Below are 22,811 nucleotides of genomic sequence, written 5' to 3' on the forward strand. Positions count from 1 at the left end.
ATCACACGGCCGGCCCCGTGGACGACGTCGGCCCCACGACCGCCGGTGCTCATGGCGTTCTCCGCCGTGTACGTGCCGGGCGGGGCGTCGGAGAGGTCCACGCCGTCGCGGTCCTCCGCGGTGAAGCACCCGAAGCCGTACGAGCCGAAGTCGCCCGGCGCCATCAAGCGGCAGGATCTTCTTCACCCGCTCGATGGCCTTGAGGGCGACGGTGTGCGTGCTCTCCTGACCGCGCAGCGTGAGGTAGTACCAGGAGTGGGTCGCGCGGTCGGCGTTGCGGCCGGGGAGGAAGAGGACGCCGTGCACGCGGAGTCCGGTCCCGTCCATCGCGAAGCGCCGCAGGGAGAACACCGTGCCGCCGGGGCCCGCCCCCGTGAGGTCGCGCTCGACCACCCGGGCGCCCTTCACGTCGGCCCGCAGGATGACCTCGCTGCCCCCGGAGGCGGCCCGCCGGTCGATCGTCCGGTAGGCCACCAGCGGCACCCTGCGGTCGATGTCCTCGTTCTCGCTGGGCACCCGCGCGAACACGTCGTAGACGCTGACGGACAGCGAGTCCGGCAGTTCCCGCGCGTCGCACATGAAGCCGCCGTCCTTGTACCGTTCGGAGTCCAGGCCGCTCCGCAGGAAACTCCTCCGACGTGGGGTAGGCGCGTTTCACAGGGAGAGCGGCCGGGTCGAGGCTAACCTGCGCCGCCGCTGTGGAGCGAGAGGCGGTCCCGCGGCTCGCTCCACGCTTTTCCGATCATCGGCCGCCGCCCCGGCCGGCGGGCCGGAACGGCGTCCCAATGACCCCGGAATGCACTGCTTCGACCACGAGGCGGCGTGCGCCCCTCCGGGCGGCGCGCGGGCCCGGTCCGGGCGGCCCCTCAAGGCCCACGGGGATCTTGGCGTGATCTCGACCCCGCACGTCGGGCGCACCGACCCCTCCGGGACGGCCGTGACCGCCTACGCGCGCCAGTAGCCGCGGCGCAGCAGCACCGCCAGGGGCACGATCTCGATGCGGCCGAGCAGCATCAGGGCGGTCAGGAGCACCTTCGACGCCTGCCCGAGCGGTGCGTAGGAGCCGAACGGGCCGAGCTCGCCGAAGGCCGGACCGACGTTGCCCAGGCAGGCGGCGGCGGCGCCGAGCGCGGTGAACGCGCGGGTGCCGCCCGCGTCCGCTCCCGCGTCCAGGGCGAGGCCCAGCGTGCCGAGCGCGAGGGCGAGCAGGTAGAGCAGGACGAACAGCAGCACCGAGCGCAGCACCGGAGTGCCGACCACCCGGCCGCTCACCCGCACCGGCAGGACGGCGTCCGGATGCACGGCCTGCTCCAGCTCGCGGCGGGTGAACCGGAAGAGGACGAGATGACGGACGACCTTGACCGAGCCGCTGGCCGACCCCGCACAGGCCCCGGCGAACATCAGCGCCAGGAGCGTGAGCGTCGCGAGGGCTCCCCAGTCCGACCAGTCCAGGGTCGCGAAGCCGGTGGTGGTCGTCACGGAGACCGCCTGGAAGGCCCCGTGCCGGACACCGGCGAGCCCGGTGACGGTGCCCGCGGCGAACAGCTCGGCCGCCACGACGCACGAGGCCACGAGCAGCAGACCCAGGTAGAGGCGCAGTTCCTCGTCGCGGGACGCGGCCCTGACCTGGCGCAGCACGGCCAGGCGGTACAGCCGCAGCAGGTTCACCCCGGCCACGGCCATCAGCCCGCACAGCACCCACTGCGTCACCGGGGCGAGGTCACGCGCCGAGCCGTCGTCCGGGGTGAACCCGCCGAGGGCCACGGCGGACGTCGCGTAGGAGAACGCGTCGAAAAGGCCCATCCGCCGGTCCAGCCCGGCCCACCCCAGCGAGGCCAGCACCAGGACACCGGCAGCCGTCACGGCGAGGTAGACCTTCCACAGGCGGCGGGCGGTGCCGCGGACGGTCGCGCCGAGCGACTCCGTCTCGACCGGCCCCGGCAGCTCGGAGCGCAGCAGCTCGCGCCCTCCGATGCGCAGCCGGGGCAGCACCGCGAGCGCGAGCACGATGATCCCCGCACCCCCCAGCCAGTGGGTGAACTGGCGCCAGAACAGCATGTCGGGCCGCAGCGCGTCCACGTCCGTCAGCACCGTCGCACCGGTGGCGGTGAACCCCGACATCGCCTCGAACCAGGCGTCGACCGGCCGGTCGAGCTGCGGGACGTCACCGAGCAGGAACGGCACCGCGCCGAACGCGGGCACGAGCAGCCAGACCGCCACGACGACGAGGAAACCCTCCCGGACGCCCAGCGGGGGCCGGCGGCCCGTGAGGCGTCTGAGGACCGCGCCGGTCACGGCCACAGCGGCCCCGGTGACGAGGAAGGGCCACGGAGGCTCGCCGGCCGCCAGCGCGACGGCCGCCGGGGCGGCGAACGTGAGGGCGAACCAGGTGAGCAGGGCGCCGACGACCCCGAGCGCGGTCCGCACGTCGACGCCGGTCCGCCCGCGTGGGCTCCACCGGCGCCGGGGCGCCGACGGGCGCGACCGCCTCACAGGTCGTGCTCGATCGCGGGGACGCGGGCGGGCTCGGTGAGGACGACGACCCGGTCCCCGGGCAGGAGTTCGTCGCGCCCGTCGGGGAAGAACACGGTGCCGTCGCGCACGATCGCGCCCACACCGGCGCCGGGAAGCGCGTCGACCGGACCGTGCGCGAACCGGCTGCCCGGGCGCACGGTGACGTCCAGCACCTCGAAACGGTCGTCCCCGAGCATCGCCATCTGACGGGTGCGCTCGTCGAAGGTGAAGCGGGCCATCTTCTCGGCGGTCTCGTCACCCGGATCGATCGTCACATCGGTGCCGGCGGCCTCGAAGACCCCGGCGGCGGCGGGGTCGTCGAGCACCGCCATCGTCAGCCCGACCCCGTGCAGCTTCGCGAGCACCGCCGCGTGCAGGTTGCGCGAGTCGTCCCCGCCGGCCAGCACGGCCGCCCCCGCCGTACCGATGCGCTCCTGGCTCAGGAACGCCGGGTCCAGGCCCGACGCGTGGAACACCCGCGCCCGGTCGAGCGCGGCGGCGGCGGCGCGTGCCCGGGCCGCGTCCGGTTCGACGATCCGCACCAGGACGCCCCGGTCGAGCAGCACCCGGGAGACGGCCCTGCCCATGCGCCCGGCGCCGTACACCACCACGTCGTCGACGGGATCGGCCCCGGTGACCAGACGGCTCCAGGCACGCGCCGCCGAGGGGGACGCCATCGCGATGATCCAGTCGTCGGGACGCACCACCTCGTGCGCGGCCGGCACGGTCCAGTTCCCCTCGCGCACGAGGGCGACCACCCGTGACGCGGCGGGCAGTCCCGCCTCGCGCAGCGGCCGGCCGGCCAGCCGTGGCGACGCCGCCCCGCGGACGTCGACGCCGAGCACGACCACCTCACCGCGGACGAAGAAGTCCACGTGCCGTGCGCCCGGCACGTGCAGGACGCGCTCGACGGCGCTCGCCGTCTCGAACGCGGTCGACACGAGCAGGTCCACGTCGAGGTCACCCGCACGCCAGGCGTCCAGGTAGTCCGTCCCGGTGGCCCGTACGACCGTCCGTGCCGACGACAGCCGGCGGGCGAGCATGGCGGTGACCAGGTTGACCTCGTCGCGCGAGGTGCACGCCAGGACGAGGTCCGCGCCGGCCACACCGGCGTCCAGGAGCGTCTCGCGGCGGGTGCCGCTGCCGTGCTCGGTCCGCACGTCGTAGGCGTGCGACAGGGCGTCCAGACGCGTCCGGTCGCTGTCGATCACCGTGCACTCGTGCGCCTCGGCGAGCGACTTGACCACGGTGTGACCGACCTGGCCCGCACCCACCACGACGACCCGCATGCCTGCATCGTGGCACGCACACGGGCGCCCCGCCCGGCACCGGCGGCCTCCTCCGCGAAGGGAGCGTGCGGTCACGGCCCTAGCGGGCGGCCGGGCGCGGTGGGGCGTCGGGCCGGTGCGGCGCCGGGCCGTCCGGACGGCGGCCGGACGCGGTTCCGTCGGCCCCGCGCCGGGCGCGGTGGACCGCCCGGCACCGGAGGCCGCCCTCCGCGAAGGGGCGCGCGGTCACGGCCGTTGAGGGCGGCCGGGCGCGGTGGGGCGCGGGGCACGGTGGGGCGTCAGCCGGCGCGGCGACGGGCCGTCCGGACGGCGATCCGTCGGCCCCGCGCCGGCCGCCGTGTCGTGCGCCGTCCGGCGGCCGGACTGGCGTTCCGTCGGCCCCGCCTCGTGCGCCGGACGGCGCGGCGGTCAGGCGGTGAGCGCCGCCACCAGCACCGGCGTGACCTGCTCGACCTGCCAGGCCCGGGCGCCGTGCGCGGTCAGCGCCGAGGCGACCGAGTCGGCGGTCGCCGGGGCCGGCGGCTCCCAGCAGACCCTGCGCACCGTGTCCGGGGTGATCAGGTTCTCGGCGGGCATGTTCAGCTGCTCCGCCAGCGCGCTGACGCCCGCCCGGGCGGCCGACAGCCGCGCCGCGGCGGCCGGGTCCTTGTCGGCCCAGGCACGGGGCGGCGGCGGGCCGGTCACCGGCTGGCCCGGCTGCGGCAGCCGGTCCTCGCTCAGCGCCTTCGCCCGGTCGACGGCCGCCTGCCACTGCTCCAGCTGGCGCCGGCCCACACGCTGCCCGAAGCCGTTCAGCCCGGCCAGCGCGTGCACGTTGGGCGGCAGGGCGAGAGCGGCCTCCACGATGGCCGCGTCGGAGAGCACCTTGCCGGGGGACACGTCACGGCGGCGGGCGATCCGGTCCCGGGTCTGCCACAGCTCCCGCACGACGGCCATCTGCCGGCGGCGGCGGACCTTGTGCATGCCGGAGGTGCGCCGCCAGGGGTCCTTGCGGGGCTCGGGCGGCGGCGCCGAGGCGATCGCGTCGAACTCCTCGCGGGCCCAGTCCAGCTTGCCCTGCCGCTCCAGCTCCTTCTCCAGGGCGTCCCGCAGGTCGACCAGCAACTCGACGTCGAGGGCGGCGTAGCGCAGCCACGGCTCGGGGAGCGGGCGGGTGGACCAGTCGACGGCGGAGTGTCCCTTCTCCAGCAGGAAGCCGAGCACGTTCTCGACCATCGCGCCGAGACCCACCCGCGGGAACCCGGCCAGCCGGCCGGCCAGCTCGGTGTCGAAGAGGCGGGTGGGCACCATGCCTATCTCGCGCAGGCAGGGCAGGTCCTGGGTGGCGGCATGCAGCACCCACTCGACGCCGGACAGCGCCTCACCGAGCGCGGACAGGTCGGGGCAGGCGACCGGGTCGATCAGCGCGGTGCCGGCTCCCTCGCGCCGCAGCTGGACGAGGTAGGCGCGCTGGCCGTAGCGGTAGCCGGAGGCACGCTCGGCGTCCACGGCGACGGGACCGCGCCCCGCGGCGAAGGCGGCGACCACCTCGGCGAGGGCGGTCTCGTCGGCGATCACGGGCGGAACGCCCTCGCGGGGCTCCAGCAAGGGGATCGGCGCCTGTGCAGCAGAGGCTCCGCCGTCGTCCGGAGGGGCGCCTCCGGTGGTGCGCAGTGGACTGTCTGCTGCGGTTTCGTGGGCGTCGGTCACCTGTCAAGAGTATCCGTACGGACCGGTACCCGACCTGCCCCTCCGCCCGGTGACGGCGCCGACCAGCGAAAACAGGCCGCTTCGGATCCCGCGTACGGCGGCGCGCGCGGGCGCCCGCCGACACGGGGACATCGGCGGGCGCGGGGGGAAGAAGCGGAGTGGGGGGGGGCGGGGGAGGGAGAGGCGTGGGGAGTGGGGGACGTCGGGAGTGGGGGTCAGTGGATGATGCCGGTGCGCAGGGCCACCGCCACCATGCCGGCGCGGTCGCCCGTGCCGAGCTTGCGGGCGATGCGGGCGAGGTGGCTCTTGACGGTCAGGGCGGACAGGCCCATGGAGACGCCGATCGCCTTGTTCGACTGGCCCTCCGCAACCAGCCGCAGCACCTCGACCTCGCGGCCGGACAGCTCGCGGTAGCCGCCCGGGTGGCTCGGGGCACCCGGAGGGCGGCGGTGCAGGCGCGCGGCGGCGGCGCCGATGGGAGCGGCACCCGGCCGGGTGGGGAGCCCCAGGTTGGTGCGGGTGCCGGTGACGACGTAGCCCTTGACACCGCCGGCCAGTGCGTTGCGCACGGCGCCGATGTCGTCGGCGGCCGAGAGGGCGAGCCCGTTGGGCCAGCCCGCGGCGCGGGTCTCGGAGAGGAGGGTGAGGCCGGAACCATCCGGCAGGTGGACTTCGGCGACACAGATGTCGCGGGGGTTGCCGATGCGGGGACGAGCCTCCGCGACGGACGAGGCCTCGATGACGTCGCGTACACCGAGCGCCCAGAGATGGCGGGTGACGGTGGATCGGACGCGCGGGTCGGCCACGACCACCATGGCGGTCGGCTTGTTCGGGCGGTAGGCGACCAGGCTTGAGGGCTGCTCGAGGAGAACGGACACCAGGCCTCCTGGGGTGCGGGACGGGGCCGGCTCGTGGGGGGTGAAGCCGGGACGAACCGTGCTTTCAAGGTCACAGTCGTCTTCGGCAGCAAACCTGAAGTCCTTTAGGAAATGATCACGATCTGGTGAGTAACAATCCGGGCAATTCGGACGCACGATCGATCATTCGAAGATCGAACGGTTTCGGTCAGCGTCGCAACGCTTCCGAATGTGGTCGTATCGACAAAGAGATGGGAAACGAGGATTGACCGGGCCTGGCACGGGCAGCTCAACGCGACTGCGGTCCCCTCCGCTGCGGGAGCGTCACGACCGACGCGTCCCCGGGCGCGGCCGGCGGCAGTCCCGCCACCTGCGCCAGCAGATCGCACCAGGCGACCATGTGGCCGGCCGTGTCCGGCACCCCGCCCAGCCCCTCCCGGGGCGTCCAGGAGGCGCGGATCTCGATCTGCGACGCCGCGGGCCGCTCGGACAGCCCGCCGAAGTAGTGGGAGCTCGCCCGCGTCACCGTGCCGCTCGGTTCCCCGAACGCCAGTCCGCGCGCGGTGAGCGCACCGGTCAGCCACGACCAGCACACGTCCGGCAGCAGCGGGTCCGCCGCCATCTCCGGCTCCAGCTCCGCGCGGACCAGGGTCACCAGGCGGAACGCTCCCCGCCACGCCTCGTGCCCGTCCGGGTCGTGGAGCAGCACCAGCCGGCCGTCCGCGAGATCGTCCTCACCGTCCACGACCGCCGCCTCCAGCGCGTGCGCGTACGGCGCGAGGCGTTTGGGCGCGGGTGTGGGCTCGACCTCGATCTGCGGCCGCAGTCGCGCGCCGCGCAGCGCCTCGACAGCGGCCCGGAAGGGCAACGGGGGCGCACTGCCCCCGGGTCCGGTGTTCGCCCCCGCCTCCTTCGGTTCGTCCATTCCGCCAGCGCCGTCCGACAGTCGTCCCTGAGCCGCAGCCATGCGGGGAAGATTAAGCGGAACGGGCCGTCGGCGCAGGGAGGGACACCCGTGCCGTCCGGGGGTGTCCGGATCACGCCGCACCCCCGCCGCGCGCCCCCGCTCCGGGCGGCCGCCGGTCGCGGCGGGTGACCCGGGCCACCCGGGACGCCCGGCGGCCGGACCCCGTTCCCGACATGCGAGACTGGCCGGTGTGAGCGCCAACGTGAGCCCGACGGGCAGCCAGCCGACTTCGACGTACGACAGTGCCTTCCTCAAGGCGTGCCGGCGTGAGCCGGTGCCGCACACCCCGGTGTGGTTCATGCGGCAGGCCGGGCGCTCCCTGCCGGAGTACCGCAAGGTGCGCGAGGGCGTCGGCATGCTCGACTCCTGCATGCGCCCCGACCTGGTCACCGAGATCACGCTGCAGCCGGTGCGCCGCCACCAGGTCGACGCGGCCATCTACTTCAGCGACATCGTCGTCCCCCTCAAGGCCATCGGCATCGACCTCGACATCAAGCCGGGCGTCGGCCCGGTCGTCGAGCAGCCGGTGCGCACCCGCGCCGACCTCGACCGGCTGCGCGACCTGACCCCCGAGGACGTCCCGTACGTCACCGAGGCGATCGGGATGCTGACCCGGGAGCTGGGCTCCACCCCGCTGATCGGTTTCGCGGGCGCCCCCTTCACCCTCGCCAGCTACCTCGTCGAGGGCGGCCCGTCCCGCACGTACGAGAACGCCAAGGCGATGATGTACGGCGACCCGCAGCTGTGGGCCGACCTGCTCGACCGGCTCGCGGAGATCACCGCCGCCTTCCTCAAGGTGCAGATCGAGGCCGGCGCCTCGGCCGTCCAGCTCTTCGACTCCTGGGCCGGCGCCCTGGCCCCCGCCGACTACCGCCGCTCGGTACTGCCCGCCTCGGCGAAGGTGTTCGACGCGGTGGCCTCCTACGGGATCCCGCGCATCCACTTCGGTGTCGGCACCGGCGAACTGCTCGGGCTGATGGGCGAGGCCGGCGCGGACGTCGTCGGCGTCGACTGGCGCGTCCCGATGGACGAGGCCGCCCGCCGCGTCGGTCCCGGCAAGGCGCTGCAGGGCAACCTCGACCCGACCGTGCTGTTCGCCGGCCGCCAGGCCGTCGAGGCCAAGGCCCAGGAGGTCCTGGACACGGCCGCCGGCCTGGAGGGCCACATCTTCAACCTCGGCCACGGCGTCATGCCGTCCACCGACCCGGACGCCCTGACCCGCCTCGTGGAGTACGTGCACACGGCCACCGCCCGCTGACCGTATACGGCGGCCCACGGGCCGCCGGCCGAGCCGGTGCCGCGCGCTGAGCGCGCCGCACCGGCTTTTCGTATGCCGCACCGGCTTTTCGCGCGCGCACCGGCTTCTTCGCGTGCGGCCGGGTGCGTGCCCCGTATCCGGCTCCTGACTTCCCGGTAGCCGTCCGCGCTGTTCGCAATCTCGAACAGCGGTCGCTATGTCGGTAACGATTGCGCAACTTGCGAAAACTCTTTGTTGCCCCGCGTTCATTTTCGGCGATAGACCTGCTCCTACTTCGCGGATGGCCCATTAGTTTGCGCAAACTTATAGCAGTTGGATCACTGACGACAGATCAGGAGCTCCACGATGACGAGGATGACCCGCAGCGCCACGGCTGTCGCGATCGGCCTGTGCCTCGCACTCGCCACCGCCGGCTGCGCCGGCGGTGAGGACGACGGCGCGTCCGGCGGCGGCAAGGGCACGGTGACCCTCTGGACGAACGCGATGGAGGGACGCGGCCTGGTGTTCTGGCAGAACGCCGCGAAGGAGTACAAGGCGCAGCACCCCGACGTCACGATCAAGATCCAGTCGGTGCAGAACGAGGACCTCGACGGCAAACTGCAGAACGCGCTCAACTCGGGCTCCGCACCGGACATCTTCCTCCAGCGCGGCGGCGGCAAGATGCAGGCCATGGTGGAGGCCGGCCAGATCCAGGCACTGGAACTGTCCGGCGCCGACCGGGAGAACGTGGGCGAGGCGGCGCTCGAGGGCGTCTCGATCGACGGCAAGGTCTACGCGATGCCGATGGACACCCAGCCCGAGGGCATCTACTACAGCAAGGACCTGTTCAAGAAGGCCGGCATCACCGCGCCGCCGACGACGACGGACGAACTCGAGGACGCCGTCGCCAAGCTGAAGGCGATCAACGTCGCACCGATCGCGGTCGGCGCCAAGGACGCCTGGCCGGCTGCGCACTGGTACTACAACTTCGCCCTGCGGGAGTGCAGTCAGGAGACCATGCAGGAGGCGGCCAAGTCGCTCACCTTCGAGGACCCCTGCTGGACCAAGGCCGGTGAGGACCTCGCCGACCTCCTGGCGAGCGACCCCTTCCAGAAGGGGTTCCTCACGGCGACGTCGCAGCAGGGAGCCGGGTCCTCGGCGGGCCTCATCGCCAACCACAAGGCGGGCATGGAGCTCATGGGCAACTGGAACCCCGGGGTGATCGCCGACCTGACCCCGGACAAGAAGCAGCTCCCCGACCTCGGCTGGTTCCCCTTCCCCGCCGTCCCCGGCGGCAAGGGCGAACCGACCGCCATCATGGGCGGCGCCGGCGGCTACTCCCTGTCGAAGAACGCGCCGAAGGAAGCCCTGGACTTCCTGCGGTTCACCGTGACCAAGGAGCAGCAGGAGGCGTACGCCGAGGCCTTCGACACCATCCCGGTGAACAAGGCGGCCCAGGGCGTCGTCACCGAGCCCTACAACATCTCCGCGCTGCAGGCCTTCAACAAGGCCGCCTACTCGATGCAGTTCCTCGACACCGTGTACGGCCAGAACGTCGGCAACGCGATGAACATCGCCGTCGTGAACCTGCTGGCCGGCAAGGGGTCCGCCGCCGACATCGTCAAGGACGTCAAGGCCGCGGCGGAGAAGGGCTGATCGGGCGGACATGAGCGACACCCTGGGCACCGACACGGCCGACGGCCGCACGCCGCAGGGCTCGACCGGAGCCGGGGGCACGGACACGTCCGTCCCCCCGGCTCCGCCGCGAGCGGCTGCGCGCCGACGGGGCCGGGGCAGGACGCGACTGGAGATCGCCGTCCTGTCCGCCCCGGCGGTCATCACGTTCCTGGCCTTCGTGATCTTCCCGGTCGCGCTCGCCGCGTACTACGGCTTCTTCCAGTGGAAGGGCTACGGAGAGCCCACCGACTGGGTCGGCCTGAACAACTACAAGCTGATCCTCACCGACTCCGCGTTCCACGACGTGCTGTGGCACAACGGCCTGATCCTGGTGCTCTCCCTGGTCATCCAGGGGCCGCTGGCGATCGGTGTCGCCCTGCTGCTCAACCAGCGGATCCGCGGTCGCTCCGCCGTCCGCGTCCTGATCTTCGTGCCCTACATCATCTCCGAGGTCATCGTCGGCACCGGCTGGAGCCTGATGCTGCAGAGCGACGGGGCCGTCAACGACCTGCTGCGCTCGATCGGCCTGGGCTCCCTGGAGGCCGACTGGATCGCCGACCCGGACCTGGCCATCTGGTCGCTGATGGCCATCATCACGTGGAAGTACCTCGGCTTCGCCGTGATCCTGATGCTCGCCGGTCTCCAGTCGATCCCGGACGAGATCTTCGAGGCCGCGCAGATCGACGGCGCCTCCTACTGGCAGATCCAGCGCCGCATCACGCTGCCGTTGCTCGGACCGACGATCCGCATCTGGGCCTTCCTGTCGATCATCGGCTCGCTGCAGCTGTTCGACCTCGTGTACATCATCTGGGGCCAGTACGTCTCCGGCACCGCCGGGACCTCGACCATGGCGATCTACATGCTCGCCCAGGGCCGCAACGCGGGCAACTACGGCTACGGCAGCGCCGTCGCCGTGGTGATGTTCGTGATCTCGCTCGCCGTCGCGCTGCTCTACCAGCGCTTCGTGCTGCGCCGCGACCTCAGGGGCGCCGTCACCGAAGGGACCGTGTGATGAGCGCGACGACCACCACCCCCCGCCGCCCGTCCTTCGCTCCCCGGCCGAAGCGGCCCGCCGGCCGCGGCGACAGGCCGCAGAAGTGGGGCAGCCCCGTCACCTACTTCATCGCGCTGCTCTTCGTCGGCGTGTGCGTCGCGCCGGTGGTCTACATCGTGATCGGAGGCTTCCGCACCAACGCGCAGATCACCACCGAGCCGGCCGCCCTGCCGAGCCCCTGGGTGACGGGCAACTACCTCGGCATCCTCAAGTCGTCCGTGTTCTGGGGCGAGTTCGCCAACTCCCTCATCGTGGCGCTCGCCAGTACAGCGGGCATCGTCGCGCTCGGTCTGATGGTCAGCTTCGTGATCGCGCGCTACGACTTCCGGCTCAAGGGCGCCCTGTACTCCCTGTTCGCCGCGGGCCTGATGTTCCCGATGGTCATCGCGATCACCCCGCTGTACCTCGTCATCCGGGACCTCGGCCTCGTCGACAACCTGCTCGGCGTGATCGTCCCGCAGATCGCCTTCGGCCTGCCCACGACCGTCATCATCCTGGTGCCGTTCCTGCGGGCCATCCCGAACGAGATCGAGGAGGCCGCCGCGATCGACGGCATGAGCCGGCTGGGGTTCTTCTTCCGCATGGCCGTCCCGCTGTCGCTGCCCGGCGTGGTCACCGTCGGCATCCTGGGCTTCGTCGGCAGCTGGAACAACTACCTCCTGCCCCTGTACGTCCTCAACTCGCAGGCCAACTTCACCCTGCCGCTCGGCGTCCAGGTGTTCTCCTCGCAGTACTCCACGGACACCGCGAAGGTGCTCGCCTTCACCTCGCTCGCCATGCTGCCCGCGCTGGTGTTCTTCTCGGTCTTCCAGAAGCGCATCGTCGGCGGCCTCACCGGCGCGGTGAAGGGCTGACCGCGGTGGCGAGGCGACATGAGGTGAGCTGCGCGATGCGCGACGGGACACGGCTGCGGACGCTGCTGCTGCTCCCGCACGGGAGCGGGCCGTGGCCGGCCCTGCTGACCCGTCACCCCTACGACGTGAGCGCCGAGGAACCCGGGGTGCTGGACGTCGGACGTCTCGTCGCCGCGGGTTACCTCGTCGCGCTCCAGGACGTACGGGGCCGCTTCGGCAGCGAGGGGGACTTCGACCCCGGTGGGCAGGAGGTGGCCGACGGCGCCGACGCCGTGGCCTGGCTCGCGGCACGGCCCGAGTGCGACGGCACCGTGGGGATGTGGGGAGCGTCGTACGCCTCCGACACCCAGTTCGCCGCCCTGCTGGGCGGCGCCCCGGCGCTGCGGGCGATCGCCCCCGCCATGACGCCCGCGGTGTCGGCGCTCGACGGTTTCCGGTTCCGCGGCGGGGTGCCGGAGCTCGGCAGCACGCTCGCCTGGACGCACTACGCCATCGCCCCGGACATGATCGACCGCCTCGGCTCCGCCGCAGCCCGGGAGGCGGAGCGGGCACGCTGGGAGGCGACCGAACGCGCGCTCACCACCGGCGAGGCGTTCCGCGCCGGGGCCCTGCGCCCCGGCCGGGACGTCGAGGCGATCGTCGGGTGGGGACTGGACCTCCTGCGGGAGCCGCTCGGCTCGCCGCGTCACCGCGCGGGCAAGGTCGTCGACCGGACCGACGCGGTCGACGTCCCGGTGTTCCTGACCGGTGGGTGGTTCGACGTCTTCCTCGGACCGACGCTGGAGATCTACCGGCGGCTGCTGCGCCGGGCGCGGAACACCGGCGGGCCGGCGCCGCGTCTGCTGGTGGGCCCCTGGACGCACGACGACCTGTCGGGCCGGGCCGCCGGCGTGGACTTCGGACCGGGCTCCTGTGCCGACGAGCCCGGTGGCGCCGGGGACCTGACGGCGCACCACGTGCGGTGGTTCGACACCGTCCTGCGCCAGGGCGCCACGCACGCCGAGGACGGCCCGCCGGTGCGGGTGTTCCTGATGGGCGCGAACCGGTGGGTCGGCCTGGACGCGTTCCCGCCGCGCGACACCCGGCCGCTCGCGCTGTACCTGAACGCCGGGGGGACGCTCGGGACCGAGCCGGGCGCGGACGCCGAACGACGGCTGACCAGCGATCCGGCGTCCCCGGTCCCGACGTGGGGCGGCGCCGTCCTCCTCTTCGGGCCGTTCGCGGCGGGCCCCGCCGACCAGTCGGCGGTCGAGGCGCGGCAGGACGTCGTCTCCTGGCGCACCGAGCCGCTGGACGCGGACCTCACGGTGATGGGGGCGGTCCACGCCGTCGTGCACCTCGTCACCACGGGTACGGACGCCGACGTGGTGGTCCGGCTGTGCGACGAGCACCCGGACGGCACCAGCCGCGTCGTCGCCGACGGGGTGCAGCGGGGGTCGGCGCGGTCCGTCGACCCGGTGACCGGGGCGGGTGAGAGACGTCCCCTCGAACCGGGCCGGGCGCAGGAGTTCGCCGTGGATCTCTGGTCGACGGCGCACACGTTCCTGCCCGGCCACCGGGTGCGCGTCGACATCGCCCCGAGCTCGTCACCCCGCTGGGACGTCGGCGGCAACGCCTTCGCCCCGGCCGGCCAGGACCCGCCGCCCGTCGCGGCGGAGTACACGATCCTCCAGGGCACCGCCCGGCCGAGCCGCCTCGTCCTGGAGACCGTCACGTCCCCGCCGGAGTGAGGACGGCCGTCCGCCTCACCGGCGGGACGCGGTCCCGGGGGCGGGTCCGGTGGAGGCGCGCAGGACCAGCTCGGTCGCCAGCTTCATGCGGGCGGCGGGCCGGGAGCCGCCGTCCTCGCCGCGGGCGAGCTCCGTCAGCAGCCTGACCGCCGCCGCGCCCAGCTCCGTGCTGGGCTGCCGGACGGTGGTCAGCCCCGGGGTGATGTACTGCGCCTCGGGCAGGTCGTCGAAGCCGACGACGCTGATGTCCTCCGGCACCCGCAGCCCCCGGGCGCCCAGCGCGTCGTAGACGCCGAGGGCCATGGAGTCGGCGCAGGCGAAGATCCCGGTGATCCCTGGATCCGCGTCGAGCAGGGTGTGGGTGGCGGCCGCCGCCTTGGCGCGGTTCCAGCCGCCGTGGGCCACCGACACCGTGACGGCACCGGAGGACGCCGTGTCGGCCACCCCGCGGAAACCGTCGACGCGGGCCCGGCCGAAGAGGTGGCGGGCGTGCCCCGCGACCACCCCCAGCCGCTCGTGGCCGAGGGACAGCAGGTGCTCGGCGGCCATCCGGCCGCCCTCCCAGTTCGCCACGCCGACACTGGAGACGCCCGACGGGGGCGTGGTCATCGGGTCGACCAGCACCACGGGGACGCCCGCCGCGAAGAGCGCGCCGAACTGCGCCGACGCGGGATCGACCAGCGTCCCGATGACCCCCAGGGTGCGCCTCCTCAGCAGCCGCGACACCCAGTCGCTCTGCGGATCGGCCAGCGTCAGGACCACGTCGAGTCCCGCTGCCGCCGCCTCCCGCCCGACCCCCGCGACGAGGAGGTTCGCCCACGACCCCTCGAAGTGGGTGACCACCAGGTCCAGGACGTTGGACCAGCCGTTCTCGTCGCGCACGCCCTCGTTCCTGGAGCCGGCCCGGCGGACGTAGCCGACGGCCCGCACTGCTTCCATGACCCGCGCCCGCGTCTCCGCCGAGACGTCCGTCCCGCCGCGCAGCACCTTCGACACGGTCGGCACGCTGGTACCGGCGGTCTTCGCGACCAGGGACAGGGTGGGGCGCGTTCCGGCTGGTCGGGGTGGCATGGGGGACAGGTTAGCCCAACCGCGCGGGCGCCCTCCGGGAGCGGGAGCCGGGCCTTCGGCGGGCGGGCCGGCCACTCCTCACACGGCGGGCGACGGGACGTACTCGAACCAGTCGAAGGCGACCGAGCCCTCGGTGGCGTACATGCCGATGACGCGGCCCGTGAATCCGCAGGCGACCTCGGTGGACAGGTAGCGCCCGTCCAGTTCGGCGAGCGGCCGGGCGTCCGGGGCGCCGGGGTCGCCCAGCCAGAAGGCCAGGGTGTCGGGGCCCGTGGTCCCGCCGTCGGTGAGGTGGGGCGACGCGGGCACGAGATCCGACGTCCGGACCGTGACGGTGAGGGGCAGCGGCCCCGCCGGGGCCGGCCGGCGGGCCACGGTCTGGCGCAGCGGCCCGATCCGGGCGACGACGCGGACCTCCCCGTCCCCGGCCTCCAGCTCGTAGTGGTGGGCCTCGTCCAGCCGTACGCAGAGACCGCCGCGCCCCGTGCCCGGGTCCAGCAGGGCGGTGACCCGGCAGTCGAGGTGCTGCTGGCGGCGGCCGACGAAGGTGTAGCCGGGGCTGTCCAGGGTGGGTCCGGTGGCGTTCAGGACCAGCCACCCGGGGCGCTCCGTGAGCGACCAGGAGCCCTCCGGGCGGGCGAACGGCGAGACCCAGTACGGCGCGAGAGCGGTGCCGGTGAAGTCGTCACGGGCGGGCGGGGCCGGAACGGGATGCCAGGCACCGCCCGGCGCCGGGTGGCGCTCGGGGACGGGCGTGACGACGGGCCAGCCGTCCGCGTCCCACTCCACCGGGGTCAGGAACGTCTCGCGGCCGAGCACGTGCACGTCGGGCGTGAAGCCGCGGGGGCGGACGCCGAGCAGCACCATCCACCAGCAGCCGTCGGGAGCCTGGACGAGATCGGCGTGGCCGGTGTTCTGCACGGGGCGCGCGGTGCCCGCGTGGGACAGCAGCGGGTTGCCGGGCGCCGCCTCCCAGGGGCCGCGCGGGGAGCGGGCGCGGGCCACGGACACGGCGTGGCCGCGCTCGGTGCCGCCCTCGGCGATCAGCAGATACCACCAGCCGCCCACGCGGTACAGGTGCGGCGCCTCGGGGAACTTGAGCCCGCTGCCGGACCAGGTGGGGACGGGCCCTTCCAGCACCTTGCCCCCGGCCGGGTCGATCCTGGCGATGTTGATGCCTCCCGCCGGGCCGGAGAAGGCGCACCAGCAGGTACCGTCCTCCTCCCACGCCAGGTCGGGGTCGATCCCGTCCAGGGCGAGCCACACCGGGTCGCTCCACGGCCCCTCGGGGCGCTCGGACCACACGACGAAGTTGCCGCCGCCGTCGATGTTGGTGTTGACGACCCAGAAGCGGCCGTCGTGGTGACGGATCGTGGGCGCGTACAGGCCTCCGGACGCCTTGGCGCCGGGCAGGGGGAGCGGCAGTTGCCCGGGCCGGTCGAGGACGTTGCCGATCTGCTCCCAGTGCACGAGGTCCCTGCTGTGGAAGAGCGGCAGCCCGGGGACGTACTCGAAGCTGGAGCACACCAGGTAGTAGTCGTCGCCGACCCGGCACACGCTCGGGTCGGGGTGGAACCCGCTGATCACCGGGTTGTCGTACAGGTGCTCGGACATCGTCTCCCCCTTCGGGCCGCAGGCCGCCGAAAGGGGAGTCTAGGCGCCCCTACCAGCCCGTCCGCGCCCTTCGGCCGAAGAGGATGCCGCGGGGTTCGGGCGGCGGGGGAGTGCCCGGTTTGAGGGGCCAGGCCAGCAGCATGCCGACGACGAAGCCGACCACGTGCGCCACGTACGCCACCGTGCCCGCGTCGGTGACGCCCTGTCCGCCCGAGTACACCGCCTGGAGCACGAACCACAGGCCCAGCACGATCCACGCGGGCAGCCGCAGCGGCAGGAAGATCAGGAACGGCACCAGCACCCACACCCGTGCCCTCGGATACAGCACGAGGTAGGCACCGAGCACACCCGCGATCGCCCCCGAGGCCCCGATCAGCGGTTCGGCCGAACCGGCGTTCAGCAGCGCGAACCCGTACGCCGCCGCGTAGCCGCACACCAGGTAGAACAGCAGGAAGCGGACGTGCCCCATGCGGTCCTCGATGTTGTTGCCGAAGATCCACAGGAAGAGCATGTTGCCCAGCAGGTGCAGCCAGCCCCCGTGCAGGAACATCGCCGTCAGCACGCTCAGCTCCGGCGACTTGTCGTAGCCGGGCGGCCCGATCACGCATCCCGGTCCCCGTGGACCCACACCGGTGGCGCCGGTCGGCACCAGGTTCGGCAGGTGGTGGTGGATCAGTTCCCTCGGCACCACGGCCCACCGGTCCAGGAACGCCTGGAGGTGACACAGCTCCGCCAGGCTGCCGCCGCCCCCGGTCAGGGAGCCCACGACACCCGGCGTGAGGGCCACGAAGACGACGACGTTGGCGACGATGAGCGCGTACGTCACCCAGGGGGTGCGGCGCGCGGGGTTCACGTCATGAACGGGGATGACCACATCCCACTGGTGCCCGGACGGCCGCCGGTGAATCCGTGGACCCCCTGAACGCCGCCCGTACGCCGTGCGTATGACTCCCCAACCGCCCGCGGCGCGGGGAAGTGGCCGCGGGGCCGACGTGAGGACACAGGCGATGAACGACCGAGTGACCGCCCTGCAGGCGCTGCCCGACGGCGAGGCCGAGCTCACCCTCGTGGTGCGCCTCCCCTGGGAGGACGTCGCCCGGCTCGGCCAGGAGGCGGGGCGGCTCGCCACGCAGATGCAGCGGCCGGTGACGCTGGACGAGGCGGTGAGCCGCCGCCTGCGGTCCGCGCGGGCCGCCGCAGCGCACGCCAAGCCCGCGGGGGAGCAGCCGCCCGCCGTGCCGCCCGCCTCCTCCTCGGTGCCGTCGGCCGCGTCCGTGTCGTCGAGCGCCTCGGTGTCCTCCCTGCCGTCCCGGCCGCCGGGGGAGCAGGCACGCCAGGCGATCGAGCGGATCAACGGGACGGCGTGAGCGTCGCCCGCGGGGTCGACGGCGCACACCGGGTCGACGGCGCACACCGCGTCGACGGTGTGCGCGGCGTGAGCGGCGCGCGGCGGGCGCGGGGCACGCTCAGCGCCCGCCTATGAGGCGCGTCGCCGCCTTGCGGGCCGCCACCTGGACCGGGTCCCACACCGGCGAGAACGGCGGGGCGTACCCGAGGTCCAGTGCCGCCACCTGGTCCACCGTCATGCCGGCCGTCAGGGCCACCGCCGCGATGTCCACCCGCTTGCCCGCGCCCTCACGGCCGACGATCTGCACGCCCAGCAGCCGGCCGGTGCGCAGTTCGGCCAGCATCTTCACCGTCATGGGCGAGGCGTTCGGGTAGTAGCCCGCCCGGCTGGTCGACTCGATCGTCACCGTCTCGAAGCGCAGGCCCACGCGGTGGGCGTCCTTCTCCCGCAGTCCGGTGCGGGCGATCTCCAGGTCGCACACCTTGCTGACCGCCGTGCCGACCACGCCCGGGAACGTGGCGTAACCGCCGCCCACGTTCGCGCCGATGATCTGGCCGTGCTTGTTGGCGTGGGTGCCGAGCGGGATGTGCCGCTGCTGCCCGGACACCAGGTCCAGCACCTCCACGCAGTCACCGCCCGCCCACACGTTCTCCTGCCCGCGCACCCGCAGGGAACGGTCGGTGAGCAGCCCGCCGTGGTCCCCGAGGGGCAGCCCGGCCGCCCGCGCCAAGGCTGTCTCCGGGCGTACGCCGATGCCCAGGACGACCACGTCGGCCGGATACTCGGCGTCCGCGGTGGCGACCGCCCGCACCCGGCCGTCGTCGCCGGTGGGCAGCCCGGTCACCTCGGCGTCGTTCACCATGGTGATGCCCATGCCGGCCATGGCCTTGTGCACCAGCCGGCCCATGTCGGGGTCGAGCGTCGCCATGGGCTCCCGGCCCCGGTTGACGACGGTCACCTCGTAGCCTCGGTTGATCATCGCCTCGGCCATCTCCACGCCGATGTACCCCGCCCCGACGACCACCGCGCGGCGCCCGCCGGTCCGGGCCAGCGTGTCGAGCAGCGCCTGCCCGTCGTCCAGGGTCTGCACCCCGTGCACCCCCGGCGCGTCGATGCCGGGCAGCTCCGGACGGACCGGCCGCGCACCGGTGGCGATCACCAGCTTGTCGTACGACGTCCACGCCTCCGCCCCGGACTCCAGGTCACGCGCCCGGACCCGCCGCCCGTCCAGGTCGATCCCGGTGACCTCGGTGCGCAGCCGCACGTCGATGTCGCGTGCGCGGTGCTCCTCGGGGGTGCGCGCGATCAGCCGGTCCCGGTCCTCGACGTCGCCGCCCACCCAGTAGGGGATGCCGCAGGCGGAGTAGGAGGTGAAGTGGCCGCGTTCGAACGCCACGATCTCCAGCTCGTCCGGGCCCCTCATCCGCCGGGCCTGCGACGCCGCGGACATACCCGCGGCGTCACCGCCGATCACGACCAGGCGTTCCCTCGCTCCGTGCGCAGCGCTCGTGTCCATGCGGACCACGCTACGGGGGAGGGAGCGGAGCGGTCCCTCAGGCCTCGCCGTCCCCGCCCCCGGGGGCGCGCCCCGGCACCCGCGGCGCCACGGGCAGCGATCCCGGACCACCCGCCGGGGGCACCGGGGCCGGCCGGCGCGGCAGCCGGGGACGTACCAGCGTGCGCCACACCAGGACGGCCGGCGCCGCCACCGCCGCGAACGGCAGGACCGCGCCGAGTGCCAGGGCCAGCCAGCGCAGCAGCGTAAGGAAGACGTCCCAGCCGCCCGCGAGCGCGTCCAGGAAGCCCGGGTCGTCGTCCTTCGCCTCCTCCACAGGGTTCTCGGTCAGCGTCAGGGTGATGGTGGCGAGGCTCGTACGGTCCTTCAGTGCCGCCTGCTGGGCCAGCAGCGACTCCAGGTCCGCCTGACGGCTGCTCAGCTCGCCCTCCAGGGTCACCACGTCACTGAGCCGGGTGGCCCGGTCCATCAGCTCGCGGATACGCGCCACGCTGGCCCGCTGCGTGCTGATCCGGCTCTCCACGTCGACCACCTGGTCGGTGACGTCCTGTGCCTTCGCGCTGCGCTCGACGAGGGTGCCCGTGCCCTCCAGACCGGTCAGCACCTCCTCGTACGCGTCGGCCGGAACCCGCAGCACCACACGGGTGTGCTCGTCGCCCACCGCGTCCCGGTGGGTGTTCTCGTCGCCCACGTAACCGCCGGCGTCCGTGGCCGCCGCGCGGGCCTCGTCCAGCGCCTTCGGGACGTCCTTGACCCGCACCGTCAGGGAGGCGGTGCGGATGACGTGCTCCGCCGCCACCCGCGGGGCGGCCGCCGCGGCCCGGCCCGCCGCGCCGCCCGGCGCGCCCTCCTTGGCGGACTCCGCCGCCGCGTCCCCGGCCGCCTCGTCCGCCATCACGCCCTTGTCGGCCTTGCTGTCGCCCAAGGCCCCGCCGTCGGCGGCGCCGCTGCACCCGGTGACCGCGAGGGCCGCCGCCAGCAAGGTTCCGGCCAGGGCGGGGCCGGTTCGTACGGATCGTCCTGTGCGCATGCGGGAGTCCCCCTCGTGTCGTCACTGCTGACGCTCCTGAGACGCCGTAAGGGGGACGGTCGTTCGGGCCGGACGGTCGCGATGGGGTCACGGTCGGGACTCGGCGGGGCCACACGGCCCTGGCGGGCCGGCGTGCGGCATTTGAGAAGGTGGGAGGCATGAGCGGAACACACAGGGACGGCGGGCGGCACGCCGTCGTCGTCGGAGCGGGCATCGCCGGGCTGGCCGCCGCGCACCGGCTGCTGGAGCACGGGGCGCGGGTCACCGTGCTGGAGGCCTCGGACCGGGTCGGCGGCAAGCTGCTGCCCGGCGAGATCGCGGGCGCCCGCGTCGACCTCGGGGCGGAGTCGCTGCTGGCCCGGCGCCCCGAGGCGGTCGGCCTCGCCCGCGCCGTGGGCCTCGCCGACCGGCTCCAGCCGCCCGCCACCGCCTCCGCCGCCCTGTGGACCCGCGGCGCCCTGCGCCCCATGCCGAAGGGGCACGTCATGGGCGTCCCCGGCACCGCCGCCGCGCTCGCGGGCGTGCTGTCCGACGAGGGCGTCGCCCGCATCGAGCGCGACGCCGAGCTGCCGCCCACCGAGGTCGGCGACGACGTCGCCATCGGTGAGTACGTCGCCGAGCGGTTCGGCCGGGAGGTCGTCGACCGGCTCGTCGAGCCGCTGCTCGGCGGCGTGTACGCGGGTGACGCCTACCGCATCTCGATGCGCTCGGCCGTCCCGGCGCTCTTCGAGGCCGCCCGCGCGCACGCCACCCTGACCGAGGCGGTCCGCGCCGTCCAGGCGAAGACCGCCGCCGCGCAGCAGACCGGCCCCGTCTTCATGGGCGTCGCCGGCGGCGTGGGCTCCCTCCCGCTCGCGGTCGCCGACTCCCTGCGCTCCCGGGGCGCCCGCATCCTCACCGGCATCCCGGTCACCGCACTGCGCCGCGAACCCGAGGACGGCTGGCGGCTCGTGGCAGGCGACGAGGTGCTGCACGCGGACGCCGTCGTCGTCGCCGTGCCCGCCCCGGCCGCCGCCGGACTGCTGCGCGCCGAGGCGCCCGGCGCCGCCGCGGAGCTGTCCGCCGTCGAGTACGCCTCGATGGCGCTGATCACCCTGGCCTACCGCCGCGCCGAGGCACGGCTGCCCGAAGGCAGCGGGTTCCTGGTGCCGCCCGTGGAGGGACGCACCATCAAGGCCTCCACCTTCGCCTCCCGCAAGTGGGGCTGGGTCGCCGAGGAGAACCCGGACCTGGCCGTCGTCCGCACCTCCGTGGGCCGCCACGGCGAGACGGAGATCCTGCACCGCGACGACGACGAACTGGTCGAGCTGTCCCGGCACGACCTGAAGGCCGCCACCGGCCTGGACGCCGCCCCGGTCGCCACCCGCGTCACCCGCTGGGACGACGGGCTGCCCCAGTACCCGGTCGGCCACCACGCGCGTGTGGCCCGGGTCCGCGCGCACCTCGCGGGCCTGTCCGGGCTGGCCGTGTGCGGCGCCGCGTACGACGGCGTCGGCGTCCCGGCGTGCATCGCGAGCGCGTACGCGGCGGCCGACCAGATCAGCGGTGACCTGCGCGCTGTGCAGGAGCTCACCGCCCACCCGGTGCAAAGCCTTCACGGAGGAGCAGGAGAATGAGGGACATGAGTGACGACGCCACCACCCCCGCGCCCGACCGGATCCCCAACAAGGGCAAGCTGGCCAGGGACCTCAACGAGGTCATCCGCTACACCCTCTGGTCCGTCTTCAAGCTGAAGGACGGCCTGCCCGAGGACCGCGCCGGCTACGCCGACGAGGTCCAGGAGCTGTTCGACCAGCTCGCCGCCAAGGACGTCACCGTCCGCGGCACCTACGACCTGTCGGGCCTGCGCGCGGACGCCGACCTCATGATCTGGTGGCACGCCGAGACCGCCGACCAGCTCCAGGAGGCCTACAACCTCTTCCGCCGCACCCGGCTGGGCCGCGCGCTGGAGCCGGTCTGGTCGAACATGGCGCTGCACCGCCCCGCCGAGTTCAACCGCTCGCACATCCCGGCGTTCCTCGCCGACGAGACGCCCCGCGACTACGTGAGCGTCTACCCGTTCGTGCGCTCCTACGACTGGTACCTGCTGCCGGACGAGGACCGCCGCCGGATGCTCGCGGACCACGGCAAGATGGCCCGCGGCTACCCGGACGTGCGCGCCAACACGGTCGCCTCGTTCTCCCTCGGCGACTACGAGTGGATCCTCGCCTTCGAGGCCGACGAACTGCACCGCATCGTCGACCTGATGCGCCACCTGCGCGGCTCCGAGGCCCGCATGCACGTCCGCGAGGAGATCCCGTTCTACACGGGCCGCCGCAAGGACGTCGCGGACCTGGTCGCGGGCCTGGCCTGACGTCCGCCCGG

At 73.8% G+C, this 22,811-nt stretch carries 18 protein-coding genes; 8 read left to right on the forward strand and 10 right to left on the reverse strand.

Annotation, left to right across the window (positions count from 1 at the left end):
* Positions 1-945: 945 nt before the first annotated feature.
* From ACIF8S_RS01520 to ACIF8S_RS01540, 5 genes are all read right to left on the reverse strand, one after another.
* Positions 946-2,427 carry a TrkH family potassium uptake protein gene (locus tag ACIF8S_RS01520; protein WP_399996683.1) on the reverse strand — a complete coding sequence of 494 codons (1,482 nt, stop codon included), beginning with the start codon at positions 2,425-2,427 and terminating at the stop codon, positions 946-948.
* Between the two features lie 62 nt (positions 2,428-2,489).
* Positions 2,490-3,803 carry a Trk system potassium transporter TrkA gene (gene trkA, locus ACIF8S_RS01525; protein ID WP_399996684.1) on the reverse strand — a complete coding sequence of 438 codons (1,314 nt, stop codon included), beginning with the start codon at positions 3,801-3,803 and terminating at the stop codon, positions 2,490-2,492.
* 408 nt (positions 3,804-4,211) lie between these two features.
* Positions 4,212-5,492 carry a ribonuclease D gene (locus ACIF8S_RS01530; RefSeq protein WP_399996685.1) on the reverse strand — a complete coding sequence of 427 codons (1,281 nt, stop codon included), beginning with the start codon at positions 5,490-5,492 and terminating at the stop codon, positions 4,212-4,214.
* Between the two features lie 215 nt (positions 5,493-5,707).
* The gene (locus tag ACIF8S_RS01535) at positions 5,708-6,370 is read right to left on the reverse strand and encodes a response regulator transcription factor (protein WP_006130493.1); all 663 of its coding nucleotides are present in this window, start codon (positions 6,368-6,370) and stop codon (positions 5,708-5,710) included.
* 268 nt (positions 6,371-6,638) lie between these two features.
* Positions 6,639-7,316: a DUF3000 domain-containing protein gene (locus ACIF8S_RS01540; RefSeq protein ID WP_399996686.1), complete on the reverse strand. Its 678-nt coding sequence runs from the start codon at positions 7,314-7,316 to the stop codon at positions 6,639-6,641.
* A 190-nt stretch (positions 7,317-7,506) separates the two neighbouring features.
* Between ACIF8S_RS01540 and hemE the strand changes: the two genes are divergently transcribed.
* From hemE to ACIF8S_RS01565, 5 genes are all read left to right on the forward strand, one after another.
* Entirely contained in the window at positions 7,507-8,574 is a 1,068-nt protein-coding gene (hemE, locus tag ACIF8S_RS01545) for a uroporphyrinogen decarboxylase (protein ID WP_399996687.1), read from the forward strand.
* A 345-nt stretch (positions 8,575-8,919) separates the two neighbouring features.
* A complete protein-coding gene (locus tag ACIF8S_RS01550) occupies positions 8,920-10,209 on the forward strand; it encodes an ABC transporter substrate-binding protein (RefSeq protein ID WP_399996689.1) in 1,290 nt (429 codons plus the stop codon).
* Positions 10,210-10,219: 10 nt separating this feature from the next.
* Positions 10,220-11,242 carry a carbohydrate ABC transporter permease gene (locus tag ACIF8S_RS01555; protein WP_399996690.1) on the forward strand — a complete coding sequence of 341 codons (1,023 nt, stop codon included), beginning with the start codon at positions 10,220-10,222 and terminating at the stop codon, positions 11,240-11,242.
* Entirely contained in the window at positions 11,242-12,138 is an 897-nt protein-coding gene (locus ACIF8S_RS01560; protein WP_399996692.1) for a carbohydrate ABC transporter permease, read from the forward strand. Before ACIF8S_RS01555 ends, ACIF8S_RS01560 begins: the two co-directional genes overlap by 1 nt.
* 35 nt (positions 12,139-12,173) lie before the next feature.
* Positions 12,174-13,868: a CocE/NonD family hydrolase gene (locus tag ACIF8S_RS01565; protein ID WP_399996694.1), complete on the forward strand. Its 1,695-nt coding sequence runs from the start codon at positions 12,174-12,176 to the stop codon at positions 13,866-13,868.
* 15 nt (positions 13,869-13,883) lie between these two features.
* On the opposite strand, the gene ACIF8S_RS01570 is transcribed toward ACIF8S_RS01565, so the two are convergent.
* From ACIF8S_RS01570 to ACIF8S_RS01580, 3 genes are all read right to left on the reverse strand, one after another.
* A complete protein-coding gene (locus ACIF8S_RS01570; protein ID WP_399996695.1) occupies positions 13,884-14,939 on the reverse strand; it encodes a LacI family DNA-binding transcriptional regulator in 1,056 nt (351 codons plus the stop codon).
* 78 nt (positions 14,940-15,017) lie between these two features.
* A complete protein-coding gene (locus ACIF8S_RS01575; protein WP_399996697.1) occupies positions 15,018-16,553 on the reverse strand; it encodes a glycoside hydrolase family 43 protein in 1,536 nt (511 codons plus the stop codon).
* A gap of 49 nt (positions 16,554-16,602) precedes the next feature.
* Positions 16,603-17,427, reverse strand: coding sequence for a rhomboid family intramembrane serine protease (locus ACIF8S_RS01580; RefSeq protein ID WP_399996699.1), 825 nt, complete (start codon positions 17,425-17,427; stop codon positions 16,603-16,605).
* A 133-nt stretch (positions 17,428-17,560) separates the two neighbouring features.
* On the opposite strand from ACIF8S_RS01580, the gene ACIF8S_RS01585 reads away from it, so the two are divergent.
* Entirely contained in the window at positions 17,561-17,920 is a 360-nt protein-coding gene (locus ACIF8S_RS01585) for a hypothetical protein (protein WP_349797320.1), read from the forward strand.
* Between the two features lie 99 nt (positions 17,921-18,019).
* Here the strand turns inward: ACIF8S_RS01585 and ACIF8S_RS01590 are convergent, their stop codons facing one another.
* A complete protein-coding gene (locus tag ACIF8S_RS01590; protein ID WP_399996700.1) occupies positions 18,020-19,417 on the reverse strand; it encodes an FAD-dependent oxidoreductase in 1,398 nt (465 codons plus the stop codon).
* Between the two features lie 37 nt (positions 19,418-19,454).
* Positions 19,455-20,447, reverse strand: a complete 993-nt coding sequence (locus ACIF8S_RS01595; RefSeq protein ID WP_399996701.1) for a DUF4349 domain-containing protein — start codon at positions 20,445-20,447, stop codon at positions 19,455-19,457.
* 158 nt (positions 20,448-20,605) lie between these two features.
* Between ACIF8S_RS01595 and hemG the strand changes: the two genes are divergently transcribed.
* Together hemG and hemQ are read left to right on the forward strand one after the other, a co-directional pair.
* A complete protein-coding gene (gene hemG / locus ACIF8S_RS01600) occupies positions 20,606-22,063 on the forward strand; it encodes a protoporphyrinogen oxidase (protein ID WP_399996702.1) in 1,458 nt (485 codons plus the stop codon).
* Positions 22,064-22,068: 5 nt separating this feature from the next.
* Positions 22,069-22,800, forward strand: coding sequence for a hydrogen peroxide-dependent heme synthase (hemQ, locus tag ACIF8S_RS01605; protein WP_399996704.1), 732 nt, complete (start codon positions 22,069-22,071; stop codon positions 22,798-22,800).
* Positions 22,801-22,811: the final 11 nt, after the last annotated feature.

This window comes from Streptomyces sp. NPDC085937 (assembly GCF_044540535.1).
GTDB lineage: Bacteria > Actinomycetota > Actinomycetes > Streptomycetales > Streptomycetaceae > Streptomyces.